The 15,076-nt window shown below is 63.0% G+C and carries 10 protein-coding genes; 3 read left to right on the forward strand and 7 right to left on the reverse strand.

What is annotated here, in order from left to right:
- Nucleotides 1–39: 39 nt before the first annotated feature.
- Nucleotides 40–2,166, reverse strand: coding sequence for an EAL domain-containing protein (locus ACMGT0_RS16250; protein WP_416768979.1), 2,127 nt, complete (start codon nucleotides 2,164–2,166; stop codon nucleotides 40–42).
- Nucleotides 2,167–2,634: 468 nt separating this feature from the next.
- On the opposite strand from ACMGT0_RS16250, the gene ACMGT0_RS16255 reads away from it, so the two are divergent.
- Nucleotides 2,635–3,366, forward strand: a complete 732-nt coding sequence (locus ACMGT0_RS16255; RefSeq protein WP_081006095.1) for a LuxR family transcriptional regulator — start codon at nucleotides 2,635–2,637, stop codon at nucleotides 3,364–3,366.
- A gap of 105 nt (nucleotides 3,367–3,471) precedes the next feature.
- Here ACMGT0_RS16255 and ACMGT0_RS16260 read toward each other — a convergent pair whose 3' ends face one another.
- Nucleotides 3,472–4,071, reverse strand: coding sequence for a LysE family translocator (locus ACMGT0_RS16260; protein ID WP_416768980.1), 600 nt, complete (start codon nucleotides 4,069–4,071; stop codon nucleotides 3,472–3,474).
- A gap of 359 nt (nucleotides 4,072–4,430) precedes the next feature.
- On the opposite strand from ACMGT0_RS16260, the gene ACMGT0_RS16265 reads away from it, so the two are divergent.
- Both ACMGT0_RS16265 and ACMGT0_RS16270 read left to right on the forward strand, forming a co-directional pair.
- A complete protein-coding gene (locus ACMGT0_RS16265; protein ID WP_160320672.1) occupies nucleotides 4,431–5,192 on the forward strand; it encodes an acyl-homoserine-lactone synthase in 762 nt (253 codons plus the stop codon).
- 73 nt (nucleotides 5,193–5,265) lie between these two features.
- Entirely contained in the window at nucleotides 5,266–6,084 is an 819-nt protein-coding gene (locus ACMGT0_RS16270; RefSeq protein WP_054061015.1) for a helix-turn-helix domain-containing protein, read from the forward strand.
- A 47-nt stretch (nucleotides 6,085–6,131) separates the two neighbouring features.
- On the opposite strand, the gene ACMGT0_RS16275 is transcribed toward ACMGT0_RS16270, so the two are convergent.
- From ACMGT0_RS16275 to macA, 5 genes are all read right to left on the reverse strand, one after another.
- The gene (locus ACMGT0_RS16275; RefSeq protein WP_416768981.1) at nucleotides 6,132–9,164 is read right to left on the reverse strand and encodes an efflux RND transporter permease subunit; all 3,033 of its coding nucleotides are present in this window, start codon (nucleotides 9,162–9,164) and stop codon (nucleotides 6,132–6,134) included.
- Complete coding sequence (locus ACMGT0_RS16280; RefSeq protein ID WP_054064592.1) at nucleotides 9,161–10,261, reverse strand: efflux RND transporter periplasmic adaptor subunit; 1,101 nt, start codon at nucleotides 10,259–10,261, stop codon at nucleotides 9,161–9,163. The genes ACMGT0_RS16275 and ACMGT0_RS16280 overlap by 4 nt, the downstream gene beginning before the upstream one ends.
- The gene (locus tag ACMGT0_RS16285) at nucleotides 10,258–11,685 is read right to left on the reverse strand and encodes an efflux transporter outer membrane subunit (protein WP_416768982.1); all 1,428 of its coding nucleotides are present in this window, start codon (nucleotides 11,683–11,685) and stop codon (nucleotides 10,258–10,260) included. The genes ACMGT0_RS16280 and ACMGT0_RS16285 overlap by 4 nt, the downstream gene beginning before the upstream one ends.
- Nucleotides 11,686–11,890: 205 nt before the next feature.
- Nucleotides 11,891–13,852 (reverse strand): MacB family efflux pump subunit, encoded by a 1,962-nt coding sequence (locus tag ACMGT0_RS16290; RefSeq protein WP_054064594.1) that lies wholly within the window; start codon nucleotides 13,850–13,852, stop codon nucleotides 11,891–11,893.
- A gap of 2 nt (nucleotides 13,853–13,854) precedes the next feature.
- Nucleotides 13,855–15,012, reverse strand: a complete 1,158-nt coding sequence (gene macA / locus ACMGT0_RS16295) for a macrolide transporter subunit MacA (protein WP_054064595.1) — start codon at nucleotides 15,010–15,012, stop codon at nucleotides 13,855–13,857.
- Between the last annotated feature and the right edge of the window lie 64 nt (nucleotides 15,013–15,076).

Raw genomic sequence — 15,076 nt, forward strand, 5'->3', positions numbered from 1 at the left:
CGGCAAGACTTCAGGACTCTTTCGCGGGCAAGCCCGCTCCTACAGGGAGGCCGCTGGTGACAAGCGTTCGTCCGCCTCCGGGGACAGGCTCCCCAGCCGCTCGTCCGCCGGCATCGGCCGTCCGAAGAAGTAGCCCTGGAAGTGCGAGCAACCTTCGATGATCAGTTGCTCCACCTGCTGGGCAGTCTCCACCCCTTCCGCGGTGGTCTTGATCAGCAGGCTGTTGCTCATGCCGGTAATGGCCCTGATGATCGCCAGCGCTTCCTTGCTATGGGCCATCTCGCGCACAAACGACATGTCGATCTTGATCCGGTCGAACGGGAACGAGCGCAGATAACCGAGTGACGAGTAGCCGGTGCCGAAGTCATCGAGGGAGATGGCCACGCCCAGGGCCTTCAGGGCCCGGAGCATGTTCACGTTCTCTTCGCTGTTGTCCAGCAGCACCGATTCGGTGATCTCCAGCTCCAGGCGTGACGGTGCCAGGCCGGCGTCCGCCAGGGCCAGCGCCACCGAATCCACCAGGCCAGGGTTCTTGAACTGGATCGGCGACAGGTTCACCGAAACGGTCTGCTCCGTGCCCCAACTGGCCGCCTCCTGACAGGCCAGGTTCAGGGCCCGGTTGCCGACCTCGTGGATCAGGCCGGTCTCTTCCGCCATGGAAATGAAGTCGCTCGGCATGATCATCCCCTTGGTCGGGTGCCGCCAGCGCAGCAGTGCCTCGTAGCCGGAGATCTCCTTGCCGCACCGGGTGACGATCGGCTGGTAGTGCAGTTGCAGATGACCGAAGTGCAGCGCCGTGCGCAGGTCGGTTTCCATGGTGCGACGATAGCGTGCCGCTTCGTCCAGCTGCGGCCTGAAGCGTTCGAAGCGACTGCGGCCGTTGCGCTTGGCCTCGTACAGCGCCATGTCCGCGTAGCCCATCAGTTGCTCGGGATGATGGTGGTCTTGCGGCGACAGGGCGATACCGATACTCATGCCGACCGAGCAGCTGTGGCCGTCGATCAGGAACGCCGGGCGAATCGCCTGGATCAGCCGTTGCGCGGTCATCTCGGCGACCTCGGCCGTCTCCAGATCCGGCAGGATCACCGCGAATTCGTCGCCGCCCAGCCGCGCCAGCGTGTCGTTGTCACGCAGTTCGGCCCGCAGGCGCGCGCTGAGTACCCGCAGCAGCTTGTCGCCGAAACCGTGGCCGAGGGCGTCGTTGACGTTCTTGAAGTCGTCCAGGTCCAGGCACAGCGTGGCAGTGATCCTGCCCGTGCCCTTGGCTTGCTGCAGCGCGTTTCTCAGCCGCTCGTGGAACAGCACGCGGTTTGGCAGGCCGGTGAGCGCGTCATGGTGGGCCATGTGGTGGATCTTGGCGTTCGCGGCCAGTTCGACGCTGACGTCCTCGGCGACGAACAGCACGTACTCGGAGGCATTGCCGGGGTCCTGGTTGAGCACGGTGCGGCTTCTGAGGGTTCTGGGGCCGCGATTGGTATTGACCAGGGTCTCGACGGTCCTGACCTGGCCGATGCGCAGGTCCTGGCTCATCTGCTGTTCGATGTAGGCGGCCGACTCCGCCGGCAGGCAGTCGGCCATGAGCTTGCCGACCATGCTGCCGCCGTTCGGCACGAACAGCGCCTCGGCCTGGTCGTTGGCCAGCAGCACCCGGTTGGTCTGCACGTCCTTGACGATGACGCTGGCGGGAATATTGGAAATGACCGAGTCGAGGAAGCGCGACAGCGAGGCCATCTCGGCGCTGTACTGCTCGGCCAGCACCTTGGCTTCCATCAGTTGCAGCTCGTTGTCGCGCTTCTCGGTGATGTCCCGGGTGATCTTGGCGAAGCCGATCAGTTGCCCGTGGTCATCATGAATCGCGTCGATCACCACGTGGGCCCAGAAGGTGCTGCCATCCTTCTTCAGGCGCCAGCCCTGGTCCTCGAAGCGGCCGGTCCGCCGGGCAATCTCCAGGTTCTGCGCCGGCTGGTCGCGCTCACGCTCCTCCTCGCTGTAGAACAGCGAGAAGTTCTTGCCGACGATTTCCCCGGCGGTGTACCCCTTGGCGCGCTCGGCGCCGGGATTCCAGTTCGCGACGATGCCCTCGGGAGTTAGCATGTAGATGGCATAGTCCACCACGCTCTGGATGAGCAGGCGGTACATGGCATCGGAATCGTCAATGAACTGCATACTGGCGAACCTCGGATAGCGCGGGGGGATGGTAAACAGCGGGCACATCCGTGTGCCCAAGGCAGTGGCATTATGCCGCCCAAAGAACTGAAGCGATACAAACGTAACGTCCGTGTGCTGGCAAGATTCAGCCTGGGCCAGGACGCTGTCATCCCTTGGAGGGAGCCAACTGCCGTGTTCCGTTCTTCGCGAATGAACCGGGACGCCCTGCCGAGGAACTTGTTCGTGACTGGGCGGTCACACAGTTCCTCCGGTACGGACTGAATCGTCGCGAAGGACCTGACCACCCTGGCCGGTCAAGGCAAGGGAATGACGTCAAACATGAGTGATTCAGTCGGTTTTTTACCCTGGATGATTTCACTTTGACACATGTTGAAATGGTTTTTCGTCGATGTTATAAAACAGATGTCACCCCCCACTACGGATGCATAAATCGGCGCACATTGAGCTGACCGGAGCCCGTTTCTCATGCCCAAACTCCGCACAATCAAACATACGTTTGATCTGGCTAGAGAAGTTGAAAACAACATGCCTGGGGCCAGCGAAAAAACCTATGTCGAAGTCTTGAGCTGGGCACTTCAAAAGCTGGAAATAACACGATTCGCCTATGTCTACGCCGACTCGCACTTAATCGAAAACGGCGAAATTTCCATTCATGGAAACTATCCGCAAGAATGGGTCGACACCTATCGCAAACAGGCACTCTACAAGTCCGATCCGGTCATGGCCAATGCCGCCATCACCTCATCCCCTTTTTTCTGGGCGACGATACACGACCGTGCCCGTACTCCCAACAAAGTCTTCGAGCAATCCGCCCGTTATGGTATCGACCAGGGCTTCAGCATTCCCACTCATGAGCCCGGCAGTGCTTTCGGTTCATTGCACTTGCCCTGTGTCGAAGGCGACCCTGACTTTGAACGCATCATTCACTCGAATCTGTTCCTGATCCAGGCAATCAGTACCATCATCCATCAGCATCGGCCAATTGAAGAGAACCAGGAAGAGTTGCTGTCACTGAGCCCCAGGGAAATCGAGTTTCTACACTGGCTGGCCCTTGGCAAGAACTATCAGGAGATTGGCCTGATCATGAATATCACTGAACGCACGGTGAAATTCTACGCCAAGAAAATTACCGAGAAACTGGGTTGCACCAATATCAGACAGGCCATGGTCAAGGCCATTCGCTACAATATTTTCTAACCGATAGTCCCGAGTCAGCCCCTCTTTCCTTCCCCGCGGGTCTCTCACCGCCGAGGCCGACCCGGTTATCGTCTTGATCTTTTCCAGCATTGCGCCAGGAATCTTTCAGGCCAGGATGACTTTCGAGGCCAAGTTGTAAAAGGCCATGCTGGCAAACAGCCCGATGACCAATGAAACGAATTTATTGACCCTGTTGCCCGATAGGAGCGCTGAGAAATTGCGTTCGCAAAACGCCCCCAGACTCACCCAGACAAGAGCCACGGGCAGAATCACCAGGGAAAAGACGGCCATGAATTCCAGGTAGCTTTGCAGATGCAGGAAGGTGCCTGGCGGGGCCACGAATGAGGCGAAAAACAGCCCTTTCGGGTTGGTCAGGGTCGCCACGAACATAGCCGAAACCGAGATGGCAGAAGGCTTTCCGGAGGCATCGACCTGCGCCGAAAACCACAACTTAAAGGAAATGTAGAACAGGAACATCACCGCCAGGCTCTTGGTCAGCACCACCACCCATGCGTGATCCTGCGTCAGCGCATCGATGAAGACTCCCCACGCGGTGATCTGGATCAGGTAGGCCGTCCATTCGGCGAGAACCAACTTCAGTGAATAAGTCCCCAGACCACGAATGACCCCCGACTGCAGCAGCAGCGAGTTCGTCGGACCTGGTACCAGCAATACTGTCAACATCGCAATTACAACGTAGTACATGACACGCCCCCTAAAAATTCCGCAATGGATTTATTTTCCGCTCGACTTGTTCCGCAGTCTGGAAAAGTCGTTCTTCCCTGCCTCGCCGATTAAAGGCGGGTGCACCTTGCCTTTGTTTCAATTTGATGAATAATCACCCTCGGCACTTCGAGTCACGAGCAATTCGTGATCGCTGTCACAGAATCGTAAATTCCGCCATGCGATCGGTGCGAGCCTGATAATGAGCGGCGAGCTCGGTATTCGGACGATGGTAATTAGACAGCAGTTCTCCTTCAGCCGGCAGCTGCACTTAAGTACAGTTGCCGCGCTTACCCGGGATCAATAACAATATGCATCTATCTCCTCCTCGCGACGCATTTATGATTGGTTATGCCCCTCACTCGTACCTGTTTTCCTGGACCTCTTATATTTTTTCCAAGGTGCATGTCGCTGTCGCCAGCTACTCTGAACTCCCCTCCCATGTATTAGAGCAAATACTCAGTATTCGTAAGGCCGCCTTTATCGATCGACGCAAGTGGCATATTGCAAGCTACTGCGGCAGTGAATATGAATTCGACGAATACGACGATGACGATGCCCTCTACCTCTATACCCACAAAGGCGTTCAAGTGACCGGTTGTGTCAGACTTCGCCCCTCCTATAAACCGACCCTGATCTGTGGTGCATTGAACTTCGTCCTGAGCGATGATCGCTCCAGGCCAAACCTGATCGACTGCTGGGAAGCCAGTCGCTTTGCCTTGTTGAACAGCGACACTTCGGACAGCGGCTTTACCGAAGCCAAAGTTGACCTGCGCACCGTCGCGCTGTTCCTGGCCATGTTGCAGTTCGCCTCCACTCAAGAAATCGGTACTTATGAAGTCATTGTCGACGCCCTGATGGAGAAAGTTCTAAAACGCTCCGGCTGGACGGTCGCCCGACGCAATGTCGTGCAAGGCAGCAAAGGCGAAAAAGTCATCTACGGCACGCTGGAATGCACGCCAGCCATCTACCACCGAATACTCAGGATCAATCATGTGCAACGCCTGACCGAAAGACCGCCACCCATGGCCGCACTGCGGACTTTCGACGACGGCGCACTGCGTTCACCCAGCCCCAGCCAACTGATGACCTCGACCCACTGATACGTACCCGAAAAATCTCATGGAACCTTGGGCGGCGCCCTGCGGTTGTGCCCAACAGCAAAATGGAGACCTGATGAATCTGCAATGGCTTTTCCCCTCTGTCGGCAAGGTGATTGCCAGTACTGGCAATCGTCATTTTCCGCGCATGCTGCATGACCTGATCACGGCACAACTGCCGGTCGATGCCACGCACATCACCGAACTGCGCCTCGATACCGCCGATCCGACCAGTTCGAGCATCGGCGGCGTGGGCATCAGCCCGATCTGCACCGATACCCTGATGAACGCCGCTGCGGTCAAATGGCCCGCGCCGCCCGTCGATGACGCTGTCGGGGCGTGGCCGCAAACCGAACTGACCTGCTGCCAACACGCCTCCACCATGCACACCCGCCCCAACCACCTGCACCTGATCTGTCGTACCCGGAGTCGTTGCTACGCCCTGTCCCTCTACCGCCCCGCGCCATCGCCAGGTTTTTCCCCGCAGGAATGTGCGTTCCTCCAGGAGTTTTCCTGCGTCCTGCTGCCGATAATCGGCGAACATGTCGAGGCCCTGTTGCCGACACCGAGCCACCCCCAAGACCTTTCGGCGACCGAGGAGCTGGATGGCAGCGGTCTGGATGCCTTGCGCCAGCGCTTCCTCGAACGCCTGGAAATGTTCGGCGTGAACCTGTCCTCCCGGGAAACCGAAGTCTGCGTCGGCCTGCTCGCCGGGCGCACCGCTCCGGAATTGGCCGAGCAGTTGGCGCTGCGGGTCAATACCGTGGAAAGCTACCTCAAGCGCGCCTCCATCAAGATGGGCATCGGCGGTCGCCGTTCGCTGATCCGCTGGATGCATTCGGCCGACGCCAAGGCTGCCCCGGAGAGTTCCAACACGCTGCAAAATGCCCTCTGAATCCATTTCCCGGTTATTGAAAGCACCTCGATGGCGGTCCATTCCGCCTATCGGGGTACACGCACAAGCCGCTTGATCCCTTCGAGCCCGTCGTCGACATAGGTGAAAATCACCGGCACCACCAGCAGGCTCAGGACCGTCGAAGCCAGCAGGCCACCAATCACCACCACGGCCATCGGCTGGCGAAAGCCCGATTCCCCGCCCCAGCCCAATGCCGTCGGCAACATTCCCGCGCCCATGGCGATGGTGGTCATCAGAATCGGCCGGGCGCGTTTGTGACAGGCATCGATCAAGGCGTCGTGGCGACGCATGGCCTGGTCCCGGCGGGCCATGATTGCGTACTCCACCAGCAGGATCGAGTTCTTGGTCACGATCCCCATCAGCATCAACAGCCCAATGACCGACGCCATGGAAAAACTCATGCCACCCAGCAGCAGGGCCAACAAGGCGCCGCCCAGCGACAGAGGCAAGGCCGAAAGAATGGTGAAAGGCTGCATGAAGTCATGAAACAGCAGCACCAACACCGAGTAGATGCAGAACACGCCGACGGCCATGGCCAGGCTGAAATTGCCGAACAGTTCGCTCATCAGTTGCAGCTCGCCCTGCTCCACCAGCTTCACTTGCCCGGGCAGGTGCTGCAGGCCCGGCAGTTGCCGGGCTTCATCCATCACTTCGCCGACATTGCGGCCATTGAGTTCGATGGACAGGGTGATGTTGCGCAGGCGGTCCAGCCGGTCGATCTGCGCCGGCCCGCTGCCCATGCCGATCTCGCCCAGGGATGCCAGCGCAACCTGGCCGTCGTGGCCCCTGACCCGCAACTGGGCGATGCGCTCCAGGTCGGTGCGCACCTGCGGTTGCATGCGAACCCGCACGTCGACCTGACGCTGGGACAGGTTGACCTTGCCCAGGGACGATGAATATTCGCCATAGGTTGCCATGCGCAAGGTGTCGGCAATGTCCTGGCTGCTGATACCCAGCTCGGCTGCGCGCACGTAGTCGGGGCGCATCTGGATCTCCGGCCTTTGCACCGCGGTACTCGATGTCACGTTGCCGATCCCCCTGAGTTGGCGCAACTGGGGTTCGAGAGCACTGGCGGTGCGTTCGAGCAGGTCGCCATCGTCACTGGCCAGGACGATGTCCAGGCGTTCCCCGCTGCGGTCGCCGCCGACATTGACCCGCACCCCGGGCAGGCTGCGCAGCGCCTCGCGCATCTTCGCCTCGACCGCGGACTGCTTGAGGGCGCGCTCGTCGCGTGGCAGCAGGTCGACCGTCAGGCTCGCCTTGCGATTGCCGCCGCCGGAGATATCGCCGCTGCCCACCGCGGCGAAAACATGCGCCACCTCGGGAATCGTGCGCAGGCGGGCATCGGCCTGCAAGACCATGGCGGCGGTCTGCTCCAGGCTGCTGCCGGGCACGAGTTCCAGGCTGATGGTGCTGCGCGCATTGTCCTGGGCCGGCAGAAAACTGGTGGGCAACAGTGGGATCAGCGCCAGGGAGCCGAGCAGCAGCAGGCCGACCAGGGCCATGGTGGTCCGGCGTCGGCTCAGGCTGGTGCGGATCCAGCCCAGGTAACGGATCATCAAGCCGCCATCCTGCTCTACATGGGACCTGGCCCTGAGCACATGGGCCGCCATCATCGGCGTCAGCATGCGCGCCACCAGCAGGGAAAACAGCAGCGCCGCGCTGGCGGTCACGCCGAACTGGCGGAACAGCTTGCCGGATATCCCGCCCATGAACGCCGTGGGCAGAAACACCGCCACCAGGGTCACGGTGGTCGCCACCACCGCCAGGCCGATTTCGTCGGAGGCCTCGATCGCCGCCTGGCGCGGGCTTTTGCCCAGGCGCAGGTGCCGGGCGATGTTCTCCACTTCGACGATGGCATCATCCACCAGGATGCCGATCACCAGCGCCAGGGCCAGCAGGGAAATGGTATTGAGGGTGAAACCGGCAAAATACATCACGCCAAAGGTGGGAATGATCGACAACGGCAGCGCGGTCGCCACGACGAGGGTGGCCCGCCAGTCACGCAGGAACCAGCCGACCACCAGGACGGCCAGCAGCATGCCCTCGTACAGCAGGGTCATGGAGCCGCGATAGTTCTCCAGCACCGGCGCGACGCTGTTGCTCGCCTCTTGGATGCGGATATCCGCATGCTGGACGTCGAATTCGTCGATCGCGCGACGCACATCCGCCGTCACCCCGATATCGGAGAAACCCAGGGAACGCATCACCTGGAAGCCGATGACCGGCTTGCCGTCACGAAAGGCCCGGGTGCTGCGCTCGGCATGGGTATCGCGGACCGAGCCCAGTTGCTGCAGAGCCACCATGCGTCCATCGCCGGTGGGCAGGCGAACGGTGCCGAGCTGCGCCGGGTCGTCGATCGCCGCCAGGATGCGCAGGGCCTGCTGGCCGCTGCCCAGATCGCCCTGGCCGCCGGAGTTGTCTTTCTGCATCGCCCGCAGGCGAGCGGCCACGTCCGTCACGCCAAGCCCCAACCCTGCCATCATGGCCGGATCGAGGTCGACCTGGATCTCCCGATCCACCCCGCCGACCCGGACGACCTTGGCGACGCCCCGCACGGCCAGCAGGTGCTTGCTCAATTCATTGTCGATGAACCAGGACAAGGCTTGCTCGTTCATCCGCGGGGCATCGACCACGTAGGTCAGCAGCGCCGAGGTATTGGTGGTCAGGCGCGACACCGACGGCGTGTCGAGGCTCGCCGGCAATTCGGCCCTGGCGCTGTCCACTGCGTTGCGCACTTCGTTGAGGGCTTCGTTGCCGTCCTTGTCGATGGCAAAGGTGACGTTGATGCTGACGCTGCCTTCGGTAATCGAGGTCGTCACATGTTGCAGCAGACGCAGCGACGTCAGCTTGTCTTCGAGCTTGCGCGCCACCTCGGTTTCCAGTTGTTCGGGCGCCGCCCCTTCCAGCGATGCACTGATGACCACCGTGGGCAGGTCGGTGTCCGGAAAGTCCTGGATGCCGAGCCGATCCAGGCCAAACACGCCGAACAGGGTCAGCAGCACGAACAGCATGACCGCCGGTACCGGGTAGCGGATCGACAGTGCGGAGATGTTCATCGCTCGTCCGCCTTGTGGACCAGGGTCACGCTGGCCCCGTCGCTGAGGAAGGCGCCTCCGCTGCGCACGATCCGCGCCTGCTCGGTCAGCCCGGCGACGATTTCCACGGCCCGCCCGCGCCGGCGCCCGACTTCCACCCCCTGCTGGGTGACATGCATGTCCTCGCCCAGCACGAACACATAGGAGCGGCCATCGCGCAGGACCACGGCGGTATCCGGAACGGTCAGCGCCGCGCGGTCGGCCAGCTCGATGCGGCCGCTGGCATACATGCCGGCCCGTGCCGATGAGTCGCCGGGCAAGGAGACATAGACCAGCGCGCGGCTGGTCTTGCTGTCCAGCACCGGCGCAACCAGGCGCACCCGCCCCCGCACCTGCGTGCCATCCGGCAGTTCCAGCTCGGCGGATTGTCCGGCGCGTACCTGCGGCAACTGCCGCGCATCGAGTTCGGCCTGCCATTCGACGCGACCGGCGCGGATCATCCGGAACAATTCGCTGCCGGCGGCCACCACATCGCCGAGCAAAGCCTTGCGCCCGGAGATGATGCCATCGTCCACCGCGACGATACGGGTCTGCGCGAGCCGGATGCGGGTGCTGCGCAGATCGGCGTTCGCCGACGCCAGGTTGGCCTCGGCGGTCTGTACCTTGACCCGGTACTCCTCCAGTTGCTGCTCCGACAAGGCGCCGCTCTGCCCGACCACCGCCGCGCGTCGCTCGTTGGAGCGCGCCTCCTGCAACTGTGCGGCCGCCTGGGCCACCGCGGCCTTCTGTTTGTTTTCGTCGGCCTGCACACTGGCATCGGCCAGGGTGGCCAGGACCTGCCCCTTGCGCACCCGGTCGCCGATATCGGCGTTCAGGCTGGCGATGCGCAAACTGCCGGTCTCGGCGCTGATCAGCACCTCCTGCCAGGGCGCGAGGGCTCCGCTGGCCACCAGCACCTGTGGCCAGTCTTCACGGCGCGGCTGCACCGCCTCGACGCTCAGGCTGGTAGCCACCACGGGCGTGGCCGCCGGTGCCGGCGCGGCGCGACCGAAGAGCAGCCATCCCGAGAGCGCGAGCCCAGCCAGTGCCAGCAGGCCATGGCCTGCCGTCAGCCTCATGCCCCACCCCGCTTCGGCACTTCGCCCGCCAGCCCGTCGCGGTCCTGCCAGCCGCCGCCGAGGGCCTTGTACAGGGCGATCCAGTAGCGCACCTGGTTCTGTTGCAGGGTGATCAGTTCGATCTGCGCCGACAACGCCGAGCGTCGTGCCAGCTCACGGTCGAGCAGGCTGGCGTTGCCGGCCTGCCAGTTGCGATCGACGGCCTGGAAATACGCCTCGTAACCTTGCGTGGCGCGCCGGGCATCGGCCTCCGAGCGGCGCGCGGCGTCCAGGCGCACCAGCGATTGTTCGACCTCCAGCACGGCCGTGCGCAGGGTCTGCCGATAGGTTGCCAGGGCCGAGTCATAGCCGGCCCGGGCCGAGTCCACGGCCGCCCGCCGCTTGCCGCCATCGAACAGCGGGACACTGAGCTGCGGCCCCAGGCTCCAGGTTCGGCTGTATTGGCCGGTGGTGGTGCCCACGGCCAAGGAGCCGACCAGGCCGAGACTGGGCAGTCGGTCGGCCTGGGCGGCTCCGATCTGCGCATTGGCGGCCGCCAGTTCGCGTTCGCTGGCGGCCAGGTCCGGACGCTGGCGAACCAGGTTGGCGGGCACTTCCCGCACATCCAGCAAGGCCGGCTCCGGCAGGCGCGGCGGCAGATCGCCGAGCACTTCACGCACCTTGTCCTCACTGCTGCCGGACAGGGCCACCAGGCTCTTGAGCAGCACATCGCAGGCGCTTTGCTGATTGGTCAGGGTCGCGAGGCTCGCAGCGGCACTGGCATCGGCCAGCGCGGCATCGGCGGCGGAGGTGAAACCGGCCTGGTGCGACAGCCGGGTCAGGCGCGCGGTCTGTTCCTGGGATTGCGCCTGGTCGCGGTAGGCGTTGACCAACAGCTGACAGCCGCGGTACTGCACGAAGTCATCACCGACCTCAGCCGCCAGGGATACCCTGGCGTCATGCCAGTCATCGACCCGGGCCTGCAGCAGATGGCGCGAAGCTTCGTCGCTGCGGCGCAGCTTGCCGAACAGGTCCAGTTCCCAGCTCGCATCGAGGGTCGCCCCGGAGGTGCTGCCGACCTTGTTCAGGGCACGCTGGCTGACGCCGGCCCGCGCCTTGCTCAAGCCGCCGTTGAGTTGCGGCCGGCCATCGGCCAGGCTGCCGTCCAGGGTCGCACGGGCCTGGGCGATGCGGGCCAACGCCTGGTCGAGGGACGGGCTGTCGGCCTCGGCCAGGCGCAGCAGCGCCGCCAGTGCCGGGTCATTGAACTGCCGCCACCAGTCGTCCAGCCCCACCACCGAAGCGCCATGGGGCAGCGGCGCATACCAGCGGCTCGCCACCTTCACCTGTGGCCGCTGGTAGTCCGGACCCAGGGTGCAGCCGCCCAGCAGCGCCGCGCACAGCACGGGCAGCAGCAAGCGGGCAGCAGGTTTGGCGATAGGCATAACGCTCTCGCAGACTCCGAGCACAGGTGTCAGGGGAAATGAGGACATCGGGTCAATACGGGGACGGGCACGGGAACCGCGCCCGCCCTGCCACATCGCCCTTTCGTGGCCTGCATTTAACCCCAGCGACAGTGGCCTGTCTGGCATGGGAAATGGGGACATTCCGGGGCGCCGGGCAGGAGCCGCGCGAGCTCCTGCGGTTCGCTCAATCGCGTGCCAATGCCTCGATCGGGTTGAGCCGGGCGGCATTGCGCGCCGGCACGAAGCCGAACACGATGCCGATCAGCGTCGAACAGATGAAGGCGGTGACGATCGAGCTGAGCGAGAACACCATCTTCCATTCCTTGACCAGCAGCGAGAACACATAGCCGATCCCGAACGACAGGCTGATGCCGATGATCCCGCCGAGCAGGCAGACCATCACCGCCTCCACCAGGAACTGCTGGCGGATATCCGACTGGCGCGCCCCCACCGCCATGCGGATGCCGATTTCGCGGGTTCGTTCAGTCACCGACACCAGCATGATGTTCATCACGCCGATACCGCCCACCGCCAGGGAAATCACCGCGATCAAGGACAACAGCAGGGCCAGCGACTGGCTGGTCTTCTGTACGGTCTGCATGACGCTGTCGAGGTTGTAGGTGAAGAAGTCCTTGGTGCCGTGACGCCTTTCCATCAGCTTGTTGATGTTGTCCTCGACCACCTTGCTCGGCTGCCCGTCCCTGGCCCGCACCGTGATGCTGTCCAGGAAGCGCTGGCCCAGTACGCGACCGGAAGCGGTTTCGAAGGGCATCCAGATGTTCAGGCTCTTGCTGGTGTTGAAAATGCTCTTCCTGTCCTCGGTCACGCCGATCACCGTGCACGGCAGGTTATCCACCAGGATCACCTGGCCCAGCGGGTCCGCCGAGGCGCCGAACAGGCGGATGCGGGTGTTGTGATCGATCACCACCACCTGGGCCTGGCGCCTTGCGTCATCCTGGTTGAACGGTACCCCCAGGCCCATCTTGATGCCACGCACCTGGAAGTAGCTGGGGCTGACCCCACTGACGGTCGCCGTCACATCGATATTGCGGTAGCGCACCAGCAGGCTGCGCCCGATGTTCGGCGAGGCACTGTCGATGTAGTACTCGCTGTTGAGGGCCGCCACATCGGAAAGCGCCAGGGTTTCGATGGACCCCGCCTTGTTGTCGCCGAAGTCGTTGCCGGGGAAGATCTCGATGGTGTTGCTGCCGATCGCCTGGATATCCTTGAGCACGTACTCCTTGGCCCCCTCGCCGATCGCCACGATCGACACCACCGAAGTGATGCCGATGATGATCCCGAGCATGGTCAGCAAGGTGCGCATGCGGTGCGAGATCAGCGCCACCCAGGCCATCACGAAAGCCTCCTGGAACAGTGCGAGAGCGGCCATCAGGCGGTTGCCCTGCCGGGGCTTGGCCGGTGGGCGCTGCGCGGTTTTCCCGCCCTCCACCGGACGATTCGGGTTGGGCCGGTCACTGACGATCTCGCCGTCGCGGATCTCGATGATACGCTCGGCATGGGCAGCGACCTTGTCATCGTGGGTGACCAGGATCACCGTGTGCCCGGCCGCATGCAGCTCCAGCAGGATCTTCATCACCTCCTTGCCGCTGGCGCTGTCCAGGGCCCCGGTGGGTTCGTCGGCGAGAATGATTTCGCCGCCGTTCATCAGGGCCCTGGCGATACTGACCCGCTGCTGCTGGCCACCGGACAGTTGGTTGGGGCGGTGCTCCAGGTGCGCCGCCAGTCCCAGGCGTTCAAGCAGTTCATGGGCACGGCTGTTGCGCCTGCTCTCACCGGTGCCGGCGTAGACCGCCGGCATTTCCACGTTCTGGCTGGCCGCCAGGTGCGGCAACAGGTGATAGCGCTGGAAAATGAAACCGAAGTGATCGCGACGCAGTTGCGCCAGCTCATCGTCCGTCAGGCTGCCGGTTTCGCGCCCGTCGACCTTGTAGCTGCCGGTGTTGGCCTGGTCCAGGCAGCCGAGCACGTTCATCAGGGTCGACTTGCCGGAGCCCGAGGCGCCGGTGATCGCCACCAGTTCACCGGCATTGATCGTCAGGTTGATGTCCTTGAGCGCGACGAAGTCCTTCTCGCCGGCGACGAAACGGCGGGTAATCCCCTTGAGTTCCAACAGAGGCCGGCTCATGGTCAGGCCCCCGCTACCGCAGGTGTCGCGGACGGCTCGCCAATGACCACCTTGTCACCCTCGGCCAGGCCGGTCTTGATCTCCACCCGGACATTGTTGTTGATGCCGGTCTGTACGTTGCGCACCTGGGCCTGGCCCTGCGCGTCGAGTACCCGCACCGGGAACGTGCCGTCCTTGTTCTTCTCGCCCAGGGCCGCTACCGGCACCGTCAGTACCTCCTTGGCCCGGTCACGCACGATATGCACCTGGGCGGTCATGGAAATGCGCAGGCGGTGATCGGGGTTCGGCACATCGAACAAGGCGTTGTAGAACACCGCGGTATTCTGCTTGGGCGTACCGGCGGTCTGGGTTTCCAGGAAGTTCTGCGGTGCCGGCTCGGTCCCCCTCAGCTTGGCGTAGTAGCGCTTGTCGACATCCCCCAGAATGGTGAAATACACCTCCTGACCCGGGCTGATATGAATCACGTCGGCCTCGGAGACCTGGGCCTTGATGGTCATGGTGTCCAGGTCGGCGAGCTTGAGGATCACCGGCGCCAGCTGGTTGGCGATCACGGTCTGGCCTTCCTGGGTGACGATGCCCACCACGTCGCCGCTAATGGGCGCGACGATACGGGTGTAGCCCAGGTTGACCCTGGCGGTTTCCACCTGGATCCGCGCATCCCTGATCTGGGCCTCCAACGACAGCAGGTTGGCGGTCCGGACCTCGAAGTTCGATTGCGCGGTCTCGAAGTCCTGCTTGGAAATCGCATCGTCCTCGCGCAATTGCTTGTAGCGCTCGTAGGTGGACTTGGCATCCTTGAGCTGCGCCGCCGCCGCCTGTTTCTGCGCGGTCAGGTTCTGTTCATTGACCTGCGCCTGGCGCAGGGCGTTCTGCAGCACCACCGGGTCGATTTCCGCCAGCCACTGGCCCTCCTTGACCTTGTCGCCCAGCTTCACCTTCAGGGACTTGAGCTGGCCGGACACCTGCGCGCCGACATCGACCTGCCTGATGCCCTGCAGCACCCCGCTGGCCAGGACGGAGTTCTCGATGTCCGTGCGCTCGACACTGGCGGTCAGATACTCCGGCGGTTTGGCCGGTGCCTGGACGCTGTAGAACACAATCGCCGCCAGGACCAGCAGCACTGTCACGATTACCACTTTGCGAAACTTCAACTTTTTCATAGAAAGCCACGAATGCGTTGGAGGTTGACCCGGCGACCTCGCCGCCGGATTTCAAGAGGTTGGG

The organism is Pseudomonas sp. RHF3.3-3, from assembly GCF_048069595.1.
Classification (GTDB): domain Bacteria; phylum Pseudomonadota; class Gammaproteobacteria; order Pseudomonadales; family Pseudomonadaceae; genus Aquipseudomonas; species Aquipseudomonas fuscovaginae_B.

Excerpts from the sequence above, each read along its gene's own strand:
- ACMGT0_RS16260 (WP_416768980.1), bottom strand. The coding sequence starts at position 4,071 with ATGTACTACGTTGTAATTGCGATGTTGACAGTATTGCTGGTACCAGGT.
- ACMGT0_RS16285 (WP_416768982.1), bottom strand. The coding sequence starts at position 11,685 with ATGCCTATCGCCAAACCTGCTGCCCGCTTGCTGCTGCCCGTGCTGTGC.
- ACMGT0_RS16290 (WP_054064594.1), bottom strand. The coding sequence starts at position 13,852 with ATGAGCCGGCCTCTGTTGGAACTCAAGGGGATTACCCGCCGTTTCGTC.
- ACMGT0_RS16280 (WP_054064592.1), bottom strand. The coding sequence starts at position 10,261 with ATGAGGCTGACGGCAGGCCATGGCCTGCTGGCACTGGCTGGGCTCGCG.
- ACMGT0_RS16270 (WP_054061015.1), top strand. The coding sequence starts at position 5,266 with ATGAATCTGCAATGGCTTTTCCCCTCTGTCGGCAAGGTGATTGCCAGT.
- ACMGT0_RS16250 (WP_416768979.1), bottom strand. The coding sequence starts at position 2,166 with ATGCAGTTCATTGACGATTCCGATGCCATGTACCGCCTGCTCATCCAG.
- ACMGT0_RS16255 (WP_081006095.1), top strand. The coding sequence starts at position 2,635 with ATGCCCAAACTCCGCACAATCAAACATACGTTTGATCTGGCTAGAGAA.
- ACMGT0_RS16275 (WP_416768981.1), bottom strand. The coding sequence starts at position 9,164 with ATGAACATCTCCGCACTGTCGATCCGCTACCCGGTACCGGCGGTCATG.
- macA (WP_054064595.1), bottom strand. The coding sequence starts at position 15,012 with ATGAAAAAGTTGAAGTTTCGCAAAGTGGTAATCGTGACAGTGCTGCTG.
- ACMGT0_RS16265 (WP_160320672.1), top strand. The coding sequence starts at position 4,431 with ATGATTGGTTATGCCCCTCACTCGTACCTGTTTTCCTGGACCTCTTAT.